Origin of the sequence: Micromonospora inositola (genome assembly GCF_900090285.1) — a bacterium.
In the GTDB taxonomy this organism is placed as follows: Bacteria; Actinomycetota; Actinomycetes; order Mycobacteriales; family Micromonosporaceae; genus Micromonospora; species Micromonospora inositola.
Map to the genome: position 1 here is coordinate 5,236,018 of NZ_LT607754.1, position 14,557 is coordinate 5,250,574.

The 14,557-nt window shown below is 66.7% G+C and carries 14 protein-coding genes; 6 read left to right on the forward strand and 8 right to left on the reverse strand.

Annotated features, from left to right (window positions below):
* Positions 1–100: 100 nt before the first annotated feature.
* The 3 genes from GA0070613_RS24960 to GA0070613_RS24970 all read right to left on the reverse strand — a co-directional run bounded on the left by GA0070613_RS24960 (position 101) and on the right by GA0070613_RS24970 (position 2,999).
* Positions 101–637 carry a GNAT family N-acetyltransferase gene (locus GA0070613_RS24960; protein WP_089014507.1) on the reverse strand — a complete coding sequence of 179 codons (537 nt, stop codon included), beginning with the start codon at positions 635–637 and terminating at the stop codon, positions 101–103.
* Between the two features lie 190 nt (positions 638–827).
* Positions 828–2,030 (reverse strand): MFS transporter, encoded by a 1,203-nt coding sequence (locus GA0070613_RS24965; RefSeq protein ID WP_089014508.1) that lies wholly within the window; start codon positions 2,028–2,030, stop codon positions 828–830.
* Positions 2,031–2,480: 450 nt separating this feature from the next.
* Positions 2,481–2,999 (reverse strand): hypothetical protein, encoded by a 519-nt coding sequence (locus tag GA0070613_RS24970; RefSeq protein ID WP_157746523.1) that lies wholly within the window; start codon positions 2,997–2,999, stop codon positions 2,481–2,483.
* Positions 3,000–4,020: 1,021 nt separating this feature from the next.
* Between GA0070613_RS24970 and GA0070613_RS24975 the strand changes: the two genes are divergently transcribed.
* The 4 genes from GA0070613_RS24975 (at position 4,021) to GA0070613_RS24990 (ending at position 8,967) form a co-directional block, all read left to right on the forward strand.
* Complete coding sequence (locus GA0070613_RS24975) at positions 4,021–4,857, forward strand: TnsA-like heteromeric transposase endonuclease subunit (RefSeq protein WP_197698981.1); 837 nt, start codon at positions 4,021–4,023, stop codon at positions 4,855–4,857.
* Between the two features lie 113 nt (positions 4,858–4,970).
* Positions 4,971–6,956: an integrase gene (locus GA0070613_RS24980; protein WP_231929451.1), complete on the forward strand. Its 1,986-nt coding sequence runs from the start codon at positions 4,971–4,973 to the stop codon at positions 6,954–6,956.
* On the forward strand, positions 6,944–7,966 hold the full coding sequence (locus GA0070613_RS24985) for a TniB family NTP-binding protein (protein WP_089014511.1): 1,023 nt from the start codon (positions 6,944–6,946) through the stop codon (positions 7,964–7,966). Before GA0070613_RS24980 ends, GA0070613_RS24985 begins: the two co-directional genes overlap by 13 nt.
* Positions 7,963–8,967, forward strand: coding sequence for a TniQ family protein (locus GA0070613_RS24990; protein ID WP_089014512.1), 1,005 nt, complete (start codon positions 7,963–7,965; stop codon positions 8,965–8,967). Before GA0070613_RS24985 ends, GA0070613_RS24990 begins: the two co-directional genes overlap by 4 nt.
* 102 nt (positions 8,968–9,069) lie before the next feature.
* Here GA0070613_RS24990 and GA0070613_RS24995 read toward each other — a convergent pair whose 3' ends face one another.
* From GA0070613_RS24995 to GA0070613_RS25005, 3 genes are all read right to left on the reverse strand, one after another.
* Positions 9,070–9,606 (reverse strand): hypothetical protein, encoded by a 537-nt coding sequence (locus tag GA0070613_RS24995; RefSeq protein ID WP_157746525.1) that lies wholly within the window; start codon positions 9,604–9,606, stop codon positions 9,070–9,072.
* Positions 9,607–9,960: 354 nt separating this feature from the next.
* Entirely contained in the window at positions 9,961–11,184 is a 1,224-nt protein-coding gene (locus GA0070613_RS25000; protein WP_157746526.1) for a DEAD/DEAH box helicase, read from the reverse strand.
* Entirely contained in the window at positions 11,181–12,005 is an 825-nt protein-coding gene (locus GA0070613_RS25005; RefSeq protein WP_089014515.1) for a CBS domain-containing protein, read from the reverse strand. The genes GA0070613_RS25000 and GA0070613_RS25005 overlap by 4 nt, the downstream gene beginning before the upstream one ends.
* 445 nt (positions 12,006–12,450) lie before the next feature.
* Here GA0070613_RS25005 and GA0070613_RS25010 point away from each other — a divergent pair, with 445 nt between their 5' ends.
* Positions 12,451–13,005, forward strand: coding sequence for a hypothetical protein (locus tag GA0070613_RS25010; RefSeq protein WP_089014516.1), 555 nt, complete (start codon positions 12,451–12,453; stop codon positions 13,003–13,005).
* Positions 12,960–13,274, forward strand: a complete 315-nt coding sequence (locus tag GA0070613_RS25015; RefSeq protein WP_089014517.1) for a TraR/DksA family transcriptional regulator — start codon at positions 12,960–12,962, stop codon at positions 13,272–13,274. The genes GA0070613_RS25010 and GA0070613_RS25015 overlap by 46 nt, the downstream gene beginning before the upstream one ends.
* Before the next feature lie 74 nt (positions 13,275–13,348).
* On the opposite strand, the gene GA0070613_RS32380 is transcribed toward GA0070613_RS25015, so the two are convergent.
* On the reverse strand, positions 13,349–13,525 hold the full coding sequence (locus GA0070613_RS32380) for a PIN domain-containing protein (protein WP_157746527.1): 177 nt from the start codon (positions 13,523–13,525) through the stop codon (positions 13,349–13,351).
* Between the two features lie 258 nt (positions 13,526–13,783).
* A complete protein-coding gene (locus GA0070613_RS25020; protein WP_089014518.1) occupies positions 13,784–14,227 on the reverse strand; it encodes an OsmC family protein in 444 nt (147 codons plus the stop codon).
* Between the last annotated feature and the right edge of the window lie 330 nt (positions 14,228–14,557).

The window sequence follows — 14,557 nt, forward strand, 5'->3', positions numbered from 1 at the left end:
GTGATCACGGGCACCACTACGGCAGCACGAATTCGGAACGGGACAGCTGACGCCTGCCGTCGCTGGTCGGAGCCGTCCTCAAGGCCAAACATCGGGTGTGTCAGAGCCGTCTCGTGGCGAACAGGGTGGTCCCGTAGACCGCGTCGACTTCCTTCCGCTCGGTCTCGGTGAACCCGACCTTGGCCAGCACACGGCGAGAAGCGGTGTTCCAGTCCCAGACCGTGGCCCACAGACGTTCGTAGCCGGATGATCTCGCCCAGTCCAGAACCGCCAACGAGGCCTCGGTCGCGTATCCCTGACCCCAGACTCGGCGTAGCAGCTCGAACGCCAGTTCCGGTTCCCCTTCCGATCCTCGTCCGCCGTCGATCAGCCCGCAGTAGCCGATGACGTCACGAGCGGCCTTCCGCTCGACCGCCAGCAACCCGATCGACGATGGCTGGTTGGTGCGGATCCAATCCTCGAGCTCCGCGACCGTGGGGTGTCCATCCGCGTCGATTCGGCGGTGCGGCGGCACTCGTGGATCACGTTCGGACCACAGCTCACGCTGGACGACAGCCTCGGCTACCCGCCAAGGTCTGAGCAACAGGCGACCCGTCTCGAGTACCACCTCGCGGCCCGGAGTCGCTGCAGCTGCCATGACAGCAACTCTTTCACGGGCGAACGCACTGTCATGCCGCGATCCGCGCGCTACGCGGCGTCACGAAGTGCCGACTCGGCCGGCATACGCACATGCCGAGTTGAGTGCGTCGAGTGGCATGCGTTGCGGTCATCGGGCGCTCGTCTCGGGATCCTGTGCATCCCGAGACGAGCGCATTGACCGCGACGGTTTATCTGAGCGGTACTGTCCGGACATCGGGCGTTGCGGCCAGCAGGAGCGCCGACACGGCCGCGAAAGCGGCCGCTCCGACGTAGACCAAACCCGGTGAGGCGTACGCGAGCGACCACCCGAACGCCGCGCCGGCCGCAAGCGGCACCACGGTCTCCGCAACGGCACCGATTCCGGTCAGCGCGCCCTGCACGGTTCCCTGCTCGTCGGCCCGGACGCTGCGAGAGATCCACGACTGCGCGGCCGCACCGCCGACCGAGCCGAGCACGCCGACCGCCTGCAGGAGGTAGAGCATCCACGGCACGGACACGGACGCCGTACCTACCAGCGACGCGACGCCGAGCAGGCTGCCGGCCACCGCGGCACGCTTGTCGCCGAGCAGGCGGACGACCGGGCCGACGGCCCAGGCCTGAAAGACCGCGCCGGCGAGCGCGCCCGCCGCCATCACGACGCCGATGTGCGCGGTGTTCCAGGCGAACTGGTACGTGAGGAAGAACGTCCAGATCGACTGGTGGGTCATGCGGGCGACGTCGGCGCAGAAGCGGGCGTACGCGAGCCGCCCCAGCACCGGTCGGCGCAGGACGACGGCGAGGGAGCCGACCGGGTTCGCCATCCGCAGGGTCAGCGGGGTCGTCCGCTCTCCGGGCCGCGACTCGGGCAGGACGAACCAGCCGTAGGCGACGTTGGCGAAGGACAGCGCGGCCGCGGCGAAGAATGGCAGGCGTACGTCGACGGCGCCGAGCAGGCCGCCGATGGTCGGGCCGGCGACGAAGCCGAGCCCGAACGCTGCGCCGATCAGCCCGTACGCGCGGGCCCGCGACTCGGGTTCCGTGACGTCCGCGATGTACGCGTTAACCACGGTGTTCGTACCCGCGCACGCACCGGCGAGGGCGTGGAACAGCAAGAGTGTCCAAGGGCTGGGTGAGATCGCGTGGGCCAGCCAGTCGACGCCGAGGCAGGTCAGCGACGCGAGCAGGACGGGACGCCGGCCGTACCGGTCGGAGAGCCGTCCGAGCAGCGGCGAGACGACGAACTGCAGCAGCCCGTAGATCGAGCCGAGCAGGCCGGACCAGCGGACAGCGGCGGTGGCGTCCTCGGTGACGGCCGTCATCAGGGCCGGCACGATCGGCACGATCAGGCCGAGCCCGAGCATGTCGAGGAAGACGGTGACGAGGAGAAAGGAGAGGGCGGGCGCCCGGCGCATTGCGGCTCCTGAGTGTCGAGAGGGCAGGGCCCCCTCGCGACTCACGGTCCGCCGAAAGTACGGAGGATCAGAATATCTCCGCTGTCAAGTCGTTTTTCACCATCGCGCTGCGGGCATGTCCGCTGACAACGAATCGATCATTATCATGCTGCGGTGATTCGATGGTGCTGCGGTGAACGACCTCCGGTTCGAGCCGCCCAGCCGATGACCGGCATCCGGATCTGCCGCGAAGCGCTCGTCACGCAAGGTAACCAGCTCACGGGTGCACGCATCCGGACGTAGCCAAGAAGCGGATGGGTCGTGAGGGCAGTCAAGAACCTTGCCCAGGCCGTGGCCGCGGCCCGCCGGAGCAGCGGACCACCATCCTGGAGTCTTCGAGCAGACACCGTTCTCTGGAGCCCTGCCCCCGAGAGCCCCTGGCCGGCCCGTCCAGAAGACTGGTGAGGCGGCTCAGCGGCGACTTCCCCATGTCTGATGCCAGTAGCCGGCGTCGTCGCTGCCCACGCGAAGTACAGCATCTGGCGTCGCCGGCGCAGGCCAGACTTCGATGAGATACCTATCGACCACTTCATCGGCAAACTCGCCCTGCGCGCCGGCGTCCCGACCCGTGGCCGACACTCTCAGACGGTATTGCCCTGGCGGCACGGCAAGCGGCCCGCCGGACTCGCCCGCCCAGGTCGACCATCGCATCACGCGACCTGGGGGCAAGTCGAACGATGCCTCGACGACGTCTTCCCAGTCGGCACTTACTCTTGGCTCGGTGGCCTCCAGCACGATGCGTACGACGGAACCGCCTGACCGACGGGCAAGCATGATCACGACGTTGTCGGGGACCGCCGCGCCGACGAGCCCGTTCTGTTGGTCCTTGAAGAATCGGTCAGCGTCGCCGTCCCAGATCTCTTCGCCCCACTCCAACGTCAGCCGGCCGTAGTCGGTGTACACGACTTGGTTGAGCAGTCCTTCACTCATGGCGGCCCAGCCTAGGCCCGGGGCCTACGAACTCAGGTCTGGACATCCGCATCTGCCGCCGGCCGGGCGGGGCTCTCAGTGGTTCGTCGCTGCGGCAGGGCGTCCGGGCGCTCCCGATGAGTGTCAATCGTTGCTGAGAGTGCATTGTTGGGATCAAGCTGTGGGTGCTGACGCTGGCCGCGTCACACGACCGGGATGTGCATCGCCGTGGTGTCCGGTTCCGCGGCGAGCCGGGCAGTGAACTCGTCCTGCAACGAGAACAGCTCGGCTAGGGCGTCGGCCGCCGGCTGGTGCCAGCGAGGTCCTGGTGCGCTTCGCGCGACCACAGAAACGGGCCCCACCTGCTCTGTCACGGAACGTGGGCTGCAGGCTTCAGGCCCTGATCCGGTACATAGGGACGGGCTCGGCCCGAACTTGATCAGTTAGTCGGGAAGCGACGCTCCAGCGCAGGCGTTTGGCGGGCGGCGGCCCCAGGCATGACGCCGGGTGTCGCACCCAAATGATACCCCTACCAATTGATACCATTCATATGCTCGACTTGGAAAGGTGCGGCGAGTTCCGTCGCTGGCGTTGCTCTCAACGAGGGGAGCAGCAATAATCGCGTCATGGCCTTCAATCGGCCGACGTTACCTGGATCTAGGCAGGGCGCTGAGCGAATCTATCGCGTTCTAGCTCGCATCACCTGGGCGCCAGGAGCGTTGCGCTTGCACCCCAGAGACCTTGTCGGGGCATCGCACTGCCGGTGTCGCAATGCCTTCAACGTGGCCGTTGAGTTGGACAACGCAGGGCGTCATCGTCCCGTACGGTGGCTTGGCGGCGGAGGGTTCGACTTTGGACTTGGGCCAACGTGCAGCCCATGCGTCCGCAACCCTGAGACCCACCCCTCAAAGCGCAGGTTTGTTGCGGGGCTCCTGATTACCCAACCATCTGACCAGGAAGATTTCGACTTGAGGCGGCAGGCCGAGCATTACAGAGCTCGGTTGCAGCGAGCCCGTCATCGTCTGCGGCCGGTCTCACGAGGATGAGCACCGACCGAGGGTCCACGAAGTCTGGCATTGCCGGTCCGCCGAGGCGCTTGAGAGGAAGGAGGTCGGGGCATGGGCCAGCGACTGCCGCCACCTCTGACAAGCGCCTTTACGGGCCCGAACGTTTCGACGTCAATTTCATCGACTCTGAAGGCCGAGAATTCCAGGAGCCATTAATCCAGTGCTGGAATCAGCCCTTTGAGGCTGCCCTTCCGATCCGCAGTTTGGCTTCCTATCGCGGGAAGAAGAGCTTCTCTGGGTTGTGGTGGTTGGCGACCACATCTGATCACGTCAGCTACGAGTCGTGGCTGGAGCGGGATCACGTCATGGCGTTGGACTTTGACCCGGCTGTGATAGGGCTGGCCTCGCGACCGTTTCGGCTTGCATGGCGGCACGATGGCAAGACCCGTACCCATACGCCGGACCTTTTCGCACGGCTGGATGACGGGACGGCAGTGCTGATCGACGTGCTGCCGGGCGATCAGGTCGAGTTGGACGATCTGACGGCCTGGGATGCGATCACACAGGCATGCGACGCCGTCGGCTGGGAATTCCGGCGGGTCGGCGAGATGGATGGCGTGCTGACGGCGAACCTACGATGGCTGTCTGGGTACCGGCATCCTCGCTGCCTAGACCCGGGCCGGGCGGCCGACCTGAGGCGGGTGTTTGCTGACGGCGCGGCGCTGATGGAAGGCGCCCGTCACGTCGGGGATCCGATTGCCGTGCTTCCCACGCTGTTTCATCTGCTCTGGCGGCAGGTGCTTCGGACCGACCTGGCCACTACGCCCTTGTGGGAAGGATCGCTGGTCCGCGGTGGCGGTGAGCAGCCATGACCGTGTCTCGACCCCGAATGCTGCGCACCGGGGACGAGATTCGGTTGAGGGGCTCCCTGTACACGGTGACGTCCGTAACCGGTACCGGAGTACGGCTGGCGGACATCGTCGGTATGGAAACCACCATGCCGCTCACCGAGGTGCTTACCGGCCGCGACCTGGAGTGGGTGTCCTCGCCACGCGGTCCCGCTCCGCTACCACCCGCGGGTCTTCTGGACGGGCTGCCCGAGTCCGCGGTGAAGCAAGCACTGTGGTGGGAGCAGCACCTCATAGAACTACTGACCGGCGTTGCGCCGGATACGCCGCCTGAATCGGCGCCCAAGCCCGAGTACGATCCGCGCCGGCACTCGCTGCGTCAGCGTGAGCTAGCCAAGCTGACCGAGTTGCAGGCAGCGGGGCACAGCGTCAGCTTCCCTACGATCAAACGGCTGCGATCGGCCTACGAAAAGCAGGGGCTGTGGGGGCTGGTCGACCGGCGCCTGGCTCGACCAGCCGGCCCCACCGGTAGGGTCGACGAACGGATTGTCGCCGCGACCGTGCAGGCGATCGCCGAGGAAACCAACCGCTCGACAGGAACGGTGACCAGGCTGCGCCGCCGGGTGACACAGATCCTCGCCGCCCAGCACGGTACGTCCGCCCCCGATCTGCCATCGCCTGCGACCTTCTACCGCCTGGTCACCCGGCTCTCGCGGGGTAAGCACACGTTCGGCTCGGCGAAGACCCGCCGATCGCAGGCAAAGGCCCCGCAGGGCCCGTTTGGCTCGGTGTCGGCCGTCAGACCCGGCGAGTGGGTGCAGATCGACTCCACTCCGATCGATGTCCGGGTGGTCCTGGACAACGGTATGGTCGACCGTGCGGAGCTGACGTGGATGGCGGACCTTGGCACCCGAGGCATTCCGGCGGCGGTGCTGCGACCCACGACCAAAGCCGCCGACGCGGCGGTCCTGCTGGCTCGAGCACTGACTCCGGAGCCCATGCGGCCGGGCTGGGCCGACGCGGTGCGGCTGTCACGCTCGGTGCTGCCGCATCGCCGCCTTACCGCGCTCGACGAGCGGCTGGAGCATGCGGCCTGCCGGCCGGTGATCGTTCCTGAGAACATCGTCTGCGATAACGGAAAGGCGTACATTTCGCAGACGTTCCGAACTGCCTGCAGGGCGATGGGGATCAACTTCCAGCCCACCCATGAGGGCTCGCCGTGGGAGAAGGGTGTCGTCGAACGCAGCTTCGATTCACTGGGCACCCTGTTCGCTCAGTACGTCGCCGGCTACGTCGGGCGCAGCGTCGAGCATCGCGGTGAGAATGCCGACCAGGACGCGGTGTGGTCGATCGTTGAGCTGCAGGCGCTGCTGGACGAGTGGATCGTGACGGTCTGGCACAACAGGCCACATGACGGGCTCCGGCATCCACTTACCCCGGACAAGGCCCTGACGCCGAACGAGCAGTATGCCGCGCTCGTCGAGGTCGCCGGGTATGTACCTGTTCCCTTGAGCGCAGATGACTACGTGGAGCTACTTCCCGTCGCCTGGCGCGCCATCACCCCCTCCGGAATCAAACTCAACCGGCGCACCTACGACGACAAGAAAGGTGCGCTCAACGACTACCGCCGCGCGCACTCCGGCGTCACGGCGAAGAAGGGGCTGTGGGAGGTCCACTACGATCCCTACGACGTCACCCGCATCTGGGTCCGGAACCACCATCACGGTGGCTGGATCACCGTTCCCTGGAAACATCTACGGAGTTCTCCCGCGCCGTTTGGGGAGTTGGCCTGGCAGCACGCCCGCAGCATCCTGCGACAACGAGGCCAGGACAAGGCGACAGAGGCGGAGATCGCTCAGGCCGCGGCACAGTTGCTGGACCGGGCGGAGCAAGGTCCTGAGCAGCCGCCCAGGACCGCCAAGAGGGATCGGCGAGTCGCCGGAAGAACTCGCGCAACCAACTCGCCCTCAGGTCCACGACCGGAACCAGCGCCGAAGGACGAGGACGTCGGTGAGGCGCCGGATGTAGCTGCGGCCGGAAACAGCCCCGACGAACCGCTGGCAAAGGTCATCCCGCTGCCCGTGTTCGACGCACGCAAGGAGGCCCGAAAGTGGCGGTTCTGACCGCGGTCAACCAACTAGAGGATCGCCGGCAACCCACCACCACTGTGGAAGGCTGGCGGCGTTTCGTGGAGGTCGATTCGACCGACTTCGAACTGCTGCCGGACAGCGACTGGTCAGCGCTGACCGAGCATGAGCGCACCGTATATGACGAGGCGAGGATCGCGCACCACGCTGAACTCGTCGTGGTCACGACGTCCGCGATTCAGGAGATCACCAACGAGGGCCGGTTACTGACGCTGCTGAACCAGAGAGAAAACGGCGCTCGCCGCGGGCTGATCGTTTCCGGTGCGGCCGCCACCGGCAAGACAACAGCGATCAAACAGCTGGGCCGGCTCCACGAGCTGCGCGTCCGAGCCCGGTTCCCCGGCTCTGAGCGGATTCCGGTGGTCTACGTGACCGCTCCACCGAAAGGCTCACCACGCAAACTGGCAATGGAGTTTGCGCGGTTCCTCGGCCTGCCCGCGATTACCTCCCGCGCCAACGCGACTGACATCGCTGATGCCGTCTGTCAAATCCTGATCGACGTCCACTGCGACATCGTCATTGTTGATGAGCTGCACAACATCAACATGGCGACCACGGTTGGCGAGGACTACTCGGACCACATGAAGTACTTCACCGAGCATTTGCCCGCCACATTCATCTATGCCGGCATCGATATCGAACGGTCCGGCATGTTCACCGGGGTTCGCGGCAAACAGCTCGCCGGACGCTGCGTCCTTGTCAACACTGGGCCATTCCCCTACCACGACGAGTGGAAGCAGTTGGTTGCCGGCATGGAGAGCGCCCTGCGGTTGCACCACCACGAGCCCGGCTCGCTGACCATGCTGGCCAAATACCTCCACCACCGCACCGGCGGCATGATCGGCAGCCTGTCCCACCTCATCCGCGCCGCAGCGATCCGCGCCATCCTCAGCGGAACCGAAGCCATCACCGAGGCTGCGATGGACAAGGTTCGGATCGATCACGCCGCCGACTCGTCAGCCCGCCGCACGAGTTCACGTCGATGACTCAGGCTACCGACAGCTGGCTTAGGGGAAGACTTCGACGACTGCCGCGCCGCGTCCCTCCCGTGCACGACGAGACGCTCGAGTCGTACATCGGCCGGCTCGCAGCCAACAACCACCTGTCCCGGGATCACCTCGTCGACTACCTGACCACGACCAAGCGCCACGACAGGCGGCGTAATCAGCTCGTCTCACTTGACTCCCAGGCGTCAGTGAGCGGGTTCGCCGCGGCGAGCTTAGCCCATGCGCTGCCGGAGATGAGGCTGCGGCTCCCGGAGCGAGAAGCGCGGCCATTCATCGGACAGACCGTAGCCGGCCAACCCAACCGACAACGCCCATGGTGCCGACTCTGCGCGGCCGCCAAGGGCATCATCGGCCAGGTCACTATCTGGGCCAGGTGCGATTACAGCGTCTGCATCCGCCATCAGCTATGGGTCGGGCGGGGCGTTTGGCATCCCCACGACCAGCTCGACGTCTCCGACTTTCCCGAGATCACCCGGGCGCAGGTCCGGCTCCGGCGGCGCATCCGCCGGCTCGGTCATGCACGAGTCAGCTTCTACTACTTGGACGCCTGCGAGGTCGAACATTGGGTTTCTCGGGACCCATTGGCGCTGTCACCTCACAACGATCGCATGAAGCGCCTGTTCGCACGGGAGCAAGCAGAGTCCTTACCGTTGTCCTACGTATACGCTGCCCAGTACCCCGAGGTAGTCAACATCCTCACCGTAATCTCCTCACCGTTCTGGCGCCGGATGGCGTTGTCCAGACAGATCGAAGACCGCGAGCGCTTCCACGACGAAATCGACCGGAAGACAAAACCCAGCGGAATAGCGCGAGGTAACCGACGGCTGCGAACGTGGATCGACGACCAACGCCACCCTCCGTTACCTGACGATCCATACAGCGAGAAGTTCCTCCGCCGCCTCTACCTGAGCCGACCAGGCGTGCTCCAAGCTCACGATCCCGCAGACGATCAACCTCGCTCCTCGCCTAGCCCATGGTGACCCGACGCCCGTTGTTACCGATACCCCTGGCCGCAGATGTCCAGGCGTCCGCGGCCTCGCCCTTGCGGCGCGCCGATGTGGCGCGTGCCATCGTTGGTCGTGTTAGCTGAGCATGCCGGCGCCGACAAGCGCCGTGTTGCAGAGGTCCCGCAACGCGCGGATCTCTTCCACCATCGCGTCTGACAGGATGAGGCGCATCTCGTCATCCGTCGAAGTGAGTCGCTGGGCGAGGATCGTTCCGAGATCCTGGCGCATCATGGCGACGCGCTCGACATCTTTGCGCTTCTGACGCGCACCGCCGTGGCTGGCTCCCTCGATGCGCCGGCGGTCGAACGCATTCCGGCCCTCGCTGTCCGGGATGAGGTCCCGGATGTCGCGCGAAATCTGTGACTTGTGCACGTTGAGCATCCGCGCGACATGGACCTGCGTGATCGGGTTGCCGGCATCCTCCGCGGCTTTCATGATCGCAACGGCGAGACGGGCCCGGTCCTCACGTGAGAGGGTCCAGGTCCTGCCGCCTTCGGCACGCTGCCACTCCTTAACGGTCTTGCAAACCAGGCAGATTCCGGCGCCGATGCACCGGTGATCGGGAAGCGCAATACGGACATCAGGATGGACAGCAGAGTCATGTCCGTACATGGGTGCCCCTCCGCAGGCAGGGTGTAGCGCGCGACAGGATGGGTGGTACGCAGACATGGTCTCGTTGAGATCCCGGAACCTGTCAAGTCCAGTGGGCGCTTTCCGGAGCGGGAGCCTGGTCCGGGCCGGTCGACGCGCAGCTTCGTCCACGACAGCTTGCGGTCGACCTGGGACGTCGCCTCAGCCAGATCTGCTCGCCCGCGGCGGTCGGTCCAGCCGGGAAGGCTTACTCAGTGGCGGCCACTGTGGAGGATGCGGCCCGTTGATCCGCGTCAGCATCGAACGAGACCCGCACTTCGCGGACGTGTCCGTCGTCGCCGACCGGACCGGATCGGGTCCTCGCCCACACGGCGTTCACCCCGAAGACCGACCGGGAGGGCGAGGGGTGTCAGCCGACGGGTTCTGCGCCGTGAGCCGGAAGACCGCGACTCCGGACGCCTCGTCCAAGGTGGTCAGCACGTCGCGGAGTTCCCGGTGGTTCCTGGAGGACCACGAGATCACGATGGAGCCGGTTGGCCATCCTTCGAAGAACGCGCAGGCCCCGTGGGTTGCCACGACGATGTCTCCCGGGCCGGTCGATTGGAGGCTGGACCGCCGCTCGGCCAGCGGATCCTCCGCGGTGAGCACGGCGCGCGGCTTGCGTCCCGCACCGGCGAGGTGGTCGGCGATGTACCTGGCGTCCATCGGAGTGGACGAGAGGATGAAGCAGGAGACGCCGACCCTAAGGTGTCGGTCGAGGATGGTGTCGAGCGCGTCCAGGCGGGGGTCCACGTCCTGCGAACCCTCGATCTGATCCAGGAGCCTCCACGCCCTGTCGGAGAGATCGTCATCCCGTGGTGAACGCTTGTCTCCAGCCGCGCCGACGTCGGGCGTCGCGCCGGAGGCAACGGTCAACAGTCGGGCGTGAAGCTCCGCCCGACTGTCGCTGGGCACCAAGGGCGGGGTCTTGCGGAGTGCGGCGTACTCCGACAACAAACCGACTGCCTCACGGCGCAGTCGGCGCTCCTCGGTGCTCAGCTCGTACGGAACGTTCACGAAGAGCGGGTGGCCCACCTCACGGTTGGCGTCTTCGAACGTGATGTCGGCAAGCAATGGCCAACCCGACCAGAAGCCTGTGGACTGCGGATCGACGAGCGCGACGACATAGCGCGCGCGGGAATGCAGTCGATCGACCTGCTTTGTAACGCCCGGCATCGGCTGGTCGTGCACGATCAGCTCGAAGGTCACCTCCGACAGGACGAGGCTGGTGGGTCCGTGGGTGGCCCTCGCGTAGGTCGCCACCAGCACTCGGCCGCCGCGCTCGGGCTCTCCCTCGAGCAGCCGGAGCGCCACCGTCGCGGAATCCAGGACGGTGACGGCGATATCCTTCGCTCGCAAACGATCGGCCCACTGCTCGACCGTGGCCGCGTAAGGGCACAGGACCAGGGCGACAGAGCCGGAGGGCAATTCGCCGAGGTACGCTTCGATGGCCTTGCGGATTCCGGTTCCGGGGTGCGCGGTGACCACTGCATGTCGCGGCCGCAGGGGATTCTTGAGGCGGTCCAGCAGCTCCTGTTGATAGCCCCACAACGGCTTCATCGGGCACCGCCTCTGATCAGAATCTTGCGTCTGAGCCAGGACGCCACATCGAGGAGACGCTGGAGCTCCTCAGCCGACAGCTCGTCGCGAAAATGGAACACCTTGTTCCTGATCTCCCGAACCGGTTCGAGGGTAGCGCGGACCAGATGCCGGTTGTTGCCGAACCGGGTCCTGAAGAACCTGCCGAAGCTCGTGCCATGCAGCAGCACCGTGAACAGCTCGCTCAGGGTCAAGTCCTCCAGCCGTGCGGCTCGCTCATCGTTCCCGCCGGGCAGTGCCGCCGAAACGACACTCGCCAGATCCTCGTCGGTACAGGACGATCGCATCAGGTCTCGCACGGCCAGCTCGATGTCCTGCAGGAGCACGAACGGACGAGTCCTGCGCCACAGGAACGCGCTCACGTCTGCGGCCGTCACTACCGCCAGGAGCCGGTCCTCGTCGCCGACCAGGACGGCCCGGTCGGTCTCGATGTATCCCAGGACGGCGCTCACCTCATCTGCCGCTCGTACGAATCTCAGATCCTCGACCAGGTCCTCGACCGGCATGCTCAGCGGATCGTCCTGCGCACGAAGATGCCGCAGGCCTTGACTGAACGACCGGTATGTGAAAGTGCCCACGACGTGGCTGTTCACTGTCATCACGGGCAGCTGGTCGAAATCGTGCCGGCGCATCAGGTCGATGGCCGAGCCGATGGGTGTGCCGGTCGGCACGGTCACGACGTCCTGATCGTCGGGAACGAGCAGGCTCACGCGAAGGAATTCGGGCGTCCGGCCCTCCCGCCGCACGTCCGCGGCGAGGCCGATGTCGACCGCACTAGCCATGTGCGGCGCCAGTCAGTGCGGTGACAGCCTGATTCGGATCACGAACCACGTCGCAGTCTCCTCACATCCCTGCGGTCAGCCTCGCTTCATGCCTACGGGCCGGAGGCCCGCGCACTACTGTGCGGCTCCATCGTGCATCGCGAGGCCAGCGTCGATGAAGGGCTTCCTCGGGGTCGGCTCATCCGCCGCACCCAACTGTCGGTGTATGTGCGTATTTGGTTGTTCGTGCACGATCACAGGCCGACGCGGTGGACGCGGTGGTCGACTACGAGCGCGCCGCCGAGGCCTCGCGCCGTGAGCTTCCGGCCGACGACCGTGGCTGGCGTCGTCGCCGGGCCGGGCACTGCGGCGGCGGGCGTACTTCCTGACCGGACAGGCCGGCTCCGGCAAGACGCACCTGCTGCTCGACGCCACCGGCCGCGCGCTCGACAGTGGTCGGCCCGCGGTGTTCCTTGCCGGTGCGCAGCTCGGGCAGGGCAACCTGTGGGCGAGTATCGCCGACCAGCTGGGGCTGCCGGCCGTCGGTGCCGACGTTCTGCTGCTAGCGATGGACGCCGCCGGTGAGGCCGCAACGACCGCCGGCAGCCGATTTCTGATCGTCCTCGACGCGCTGAACGAGACCGTGCCGGCCGACTTCTGGCGCGTTCACCTGCCCGCCCTGCGGTCGGCGGTCGCCCAGTATCCGCACGTCGCGCTCGTGGTGTCCTGCCGCGACACCTACCGGGACCTGGTTCTGGACGGGGCCGAGAGCAGCCACTTCCTGCAGCGCACCCATCCCGGCTTCGCCGACCGCCGCCTGGACGTCCCCGGCATCTTCGCGCTGATCTACGGCGTGATCGAGGGCGGCCAGCAGGGCTGGACCAGCCCGCAGGCCCTCGTTGCACTTCCACTCGCCGCCCTGGTGCTGACCGGATTCGTACTCGTCGAACGGCGCAGCCCCTCGCTCGGGAGGCGTTGCAACGCGCACGGCACGAGACCGAGCTGCAGATTGCGGCACTGACCCGCGACCTGACCGGGGTCATCGACGCCTCCCGCTCCTCCAACGCCGACGACGAACACGATCCTGAAGGCGCGACCATCGCGTTCGAGCGGGCGCAGGTGGCCGCGCTGCTGTCCGCCGCGCGTCGACGCCTCGCCGAGTTGGATGCCGCCGAGGAACGACTGGACGGGGGCACGTACGGCAGGTGTGAGCGATGCGGCTCACCGATCCCGACGGAACGGCTTGCGGTACGCCCGTCCGCGCGTACCTGCGTCAGCTGCGCCCGCTGAGGCGGCCCGCCGCCAACATGACGCTGACGGACCGCGGTGATGTCCAGGCCGGCCCACGTGGGCCGGCCTGGACATCACCGCACGGCCCGGGCCGCGTCGGTGGCAAGCCGTCCGGCGCCGGCGGAGCGATGGGCGACCGCGATGGCCGCCACCGCCCGGTCGATGGTGCTGGGGGCCTTGCCTTCCTCGGCGAGGTGGTTGACGTACTCGGCGGCCACCGTGTGCAGCTGGCCGTACGCCGCCAGCAGCACCCTTCCACCGCCTGGCGGAGGTGACGCATAGTAACTGCCACAGCGTGTCCCATTGCCGATAGAGGCCAGCGTCTCGAGCTCGGACGGACGGCAAGACGTGGACTTGGCTCAAGATAATGAGAAGAGCTTCGGCTGGGCAGTTCTCACTATCTTGAGCCACTGCAGGTCAGGGGCGGTTCAGGTGGCTCAGGATGAATGAGAAGGGACATGATCGAACGCCTCGCCGCCCGTACACCACCCGGGTGACGCCCGGAGACCTCAGTTCCCGGTGGAACCGGCAGCCTCGACGATCGAGACGGGAGTGCCGAGTTCAACCGTACGGGAGACGGTGCAGAGCCGGTCGTGCGACTGCTGCAGCGACCGAGGCAGCGCCTCGCGCGCCTTGTCGCCGTCCGCGCCCACCGGGAACGTCACGGTGAACTCGACCATGAGGTTCTGCATCCGATTTCCTCCGGCCTCGTCCCGGATTTTTTCGCCAGTGACTTCGACGGAGAACTGAGTCGGCTCGGCGCGGCGGCTGGTGATGTGGTCCACGTCTATCGCGGTGCAGCCGCCGATGGCCGCCAGAAGCAGTTCCACCGGCGTGAAGCTGGCATCCTGGCCCGTGCCCATCGACATCGATCCGCCGCGGACGTTCCGCACGACGTACTGCCCGACGCTGGTGCGCTCGATCTCCACCGAGCGGAAGGTGCTCTCACTCATGACAGGGAAGCTACCGAGGCCTTCTGGTCCCCGAGCCACCAGCCTGGCCGGCCGATCGGCCCATGTTCATGGTCGAGTGACCGTCATGTCAGGACAGCGGTGACCAGAAGTGCCGCGCCGGCGAGCGCAAATCCCGCTCGTGCGCGTGCGGGCGTGCGGGGTTGCACGCCCCGGTACGCGGCGGTGGTCTGGTGACGCGGCCGGGTGGGTCAGCCGGGGGCTCTCCCCCACGGCCGACGAGGTGCGCGGGGCGCTGCTCACGGGACGCGGCGGGTCGGCGGCTACTCCCCTGCCGGCGCAGACGCGATCGTGGCCGGTTGGTGGCGGCTT

Excerpts from the sequence above, each read along its gene's own strand:
- GA0070613_RS24995 (WP_157746525.1), bottom strand. The coding sequence starts at position 9,606 with ATGTACGGACATGACTCTGCTGTCCATCCTGATGTCCGTATTGCGCTT.
- GA0070613_RS24970 (WP_157746523.1), bottom strand. The coding sequence starts at position 2,999 with ATGAGTGAAGGACTGCTCAACCAAGTCGTGTACACCGACTACGGCCGG.
- GA0070613_RS24975 (WP_197698981.1), top strand. The coding sequence starts at position 4,021 with ATGAGCACCGACCGAGGGTCCACGAAGTCTGGCATTGCCGGTCCGCCG.
- GA0070613_RS25020 (WP_089014518.1), bottom strand. The coding sequence starts at position 14,227 with ATGAGTGAGAGCACCTTCCGCTCGGTGGAGATCGAGCGCACCAGCGTC.
- GA0070613_RS25005 (WP_089014515.1), bottom strand. The coding sequence starts at position 12,005 with ATGGCTAGTGCGGTCGACATCGGCCTCGCCGCGGACGTGCGGCGGGAG.
- GA0070613_RS24980 (WP_231929451.1), top strand. The coding sequence starts at position 4,971 with ATGGAAACCACCATGCCGCTCACCGAGGTGCTTACCGGCCGCGACCTG.
- GA0070613_RS24965 (WP_089014508.1), bottom strand. The coding sequence starts at position 2,030 with ATGCGCCGGGCGCCCGCCCTCTCCTTTCTCCTCGTCACCGTCTTCCTC.
- GA0070613_RS25000 (WP_157746526.1), bottom strand. The coding sequence starts at position 11,184 with ATGAAGCCGTTGTGGGGCTATCAACAGGAGCTGCTGGACCGCCTCAAG.
- GA0070613_RS24960 (WP_089014507.1), bottom strand. The coding sequence starts at position 637 with ATGGCAGCTGCAGCGACTCCGGGCCGCGAGGTGGTACTCGAGACGGGT.
- GA0070613_RS24990 (WP_089014512.1), top strand. The coding sequence starts at position 7,963 with ATGACTCAGGCTACCGACAGCTGGCTTAGGGGAAGACTTCGACGACTG.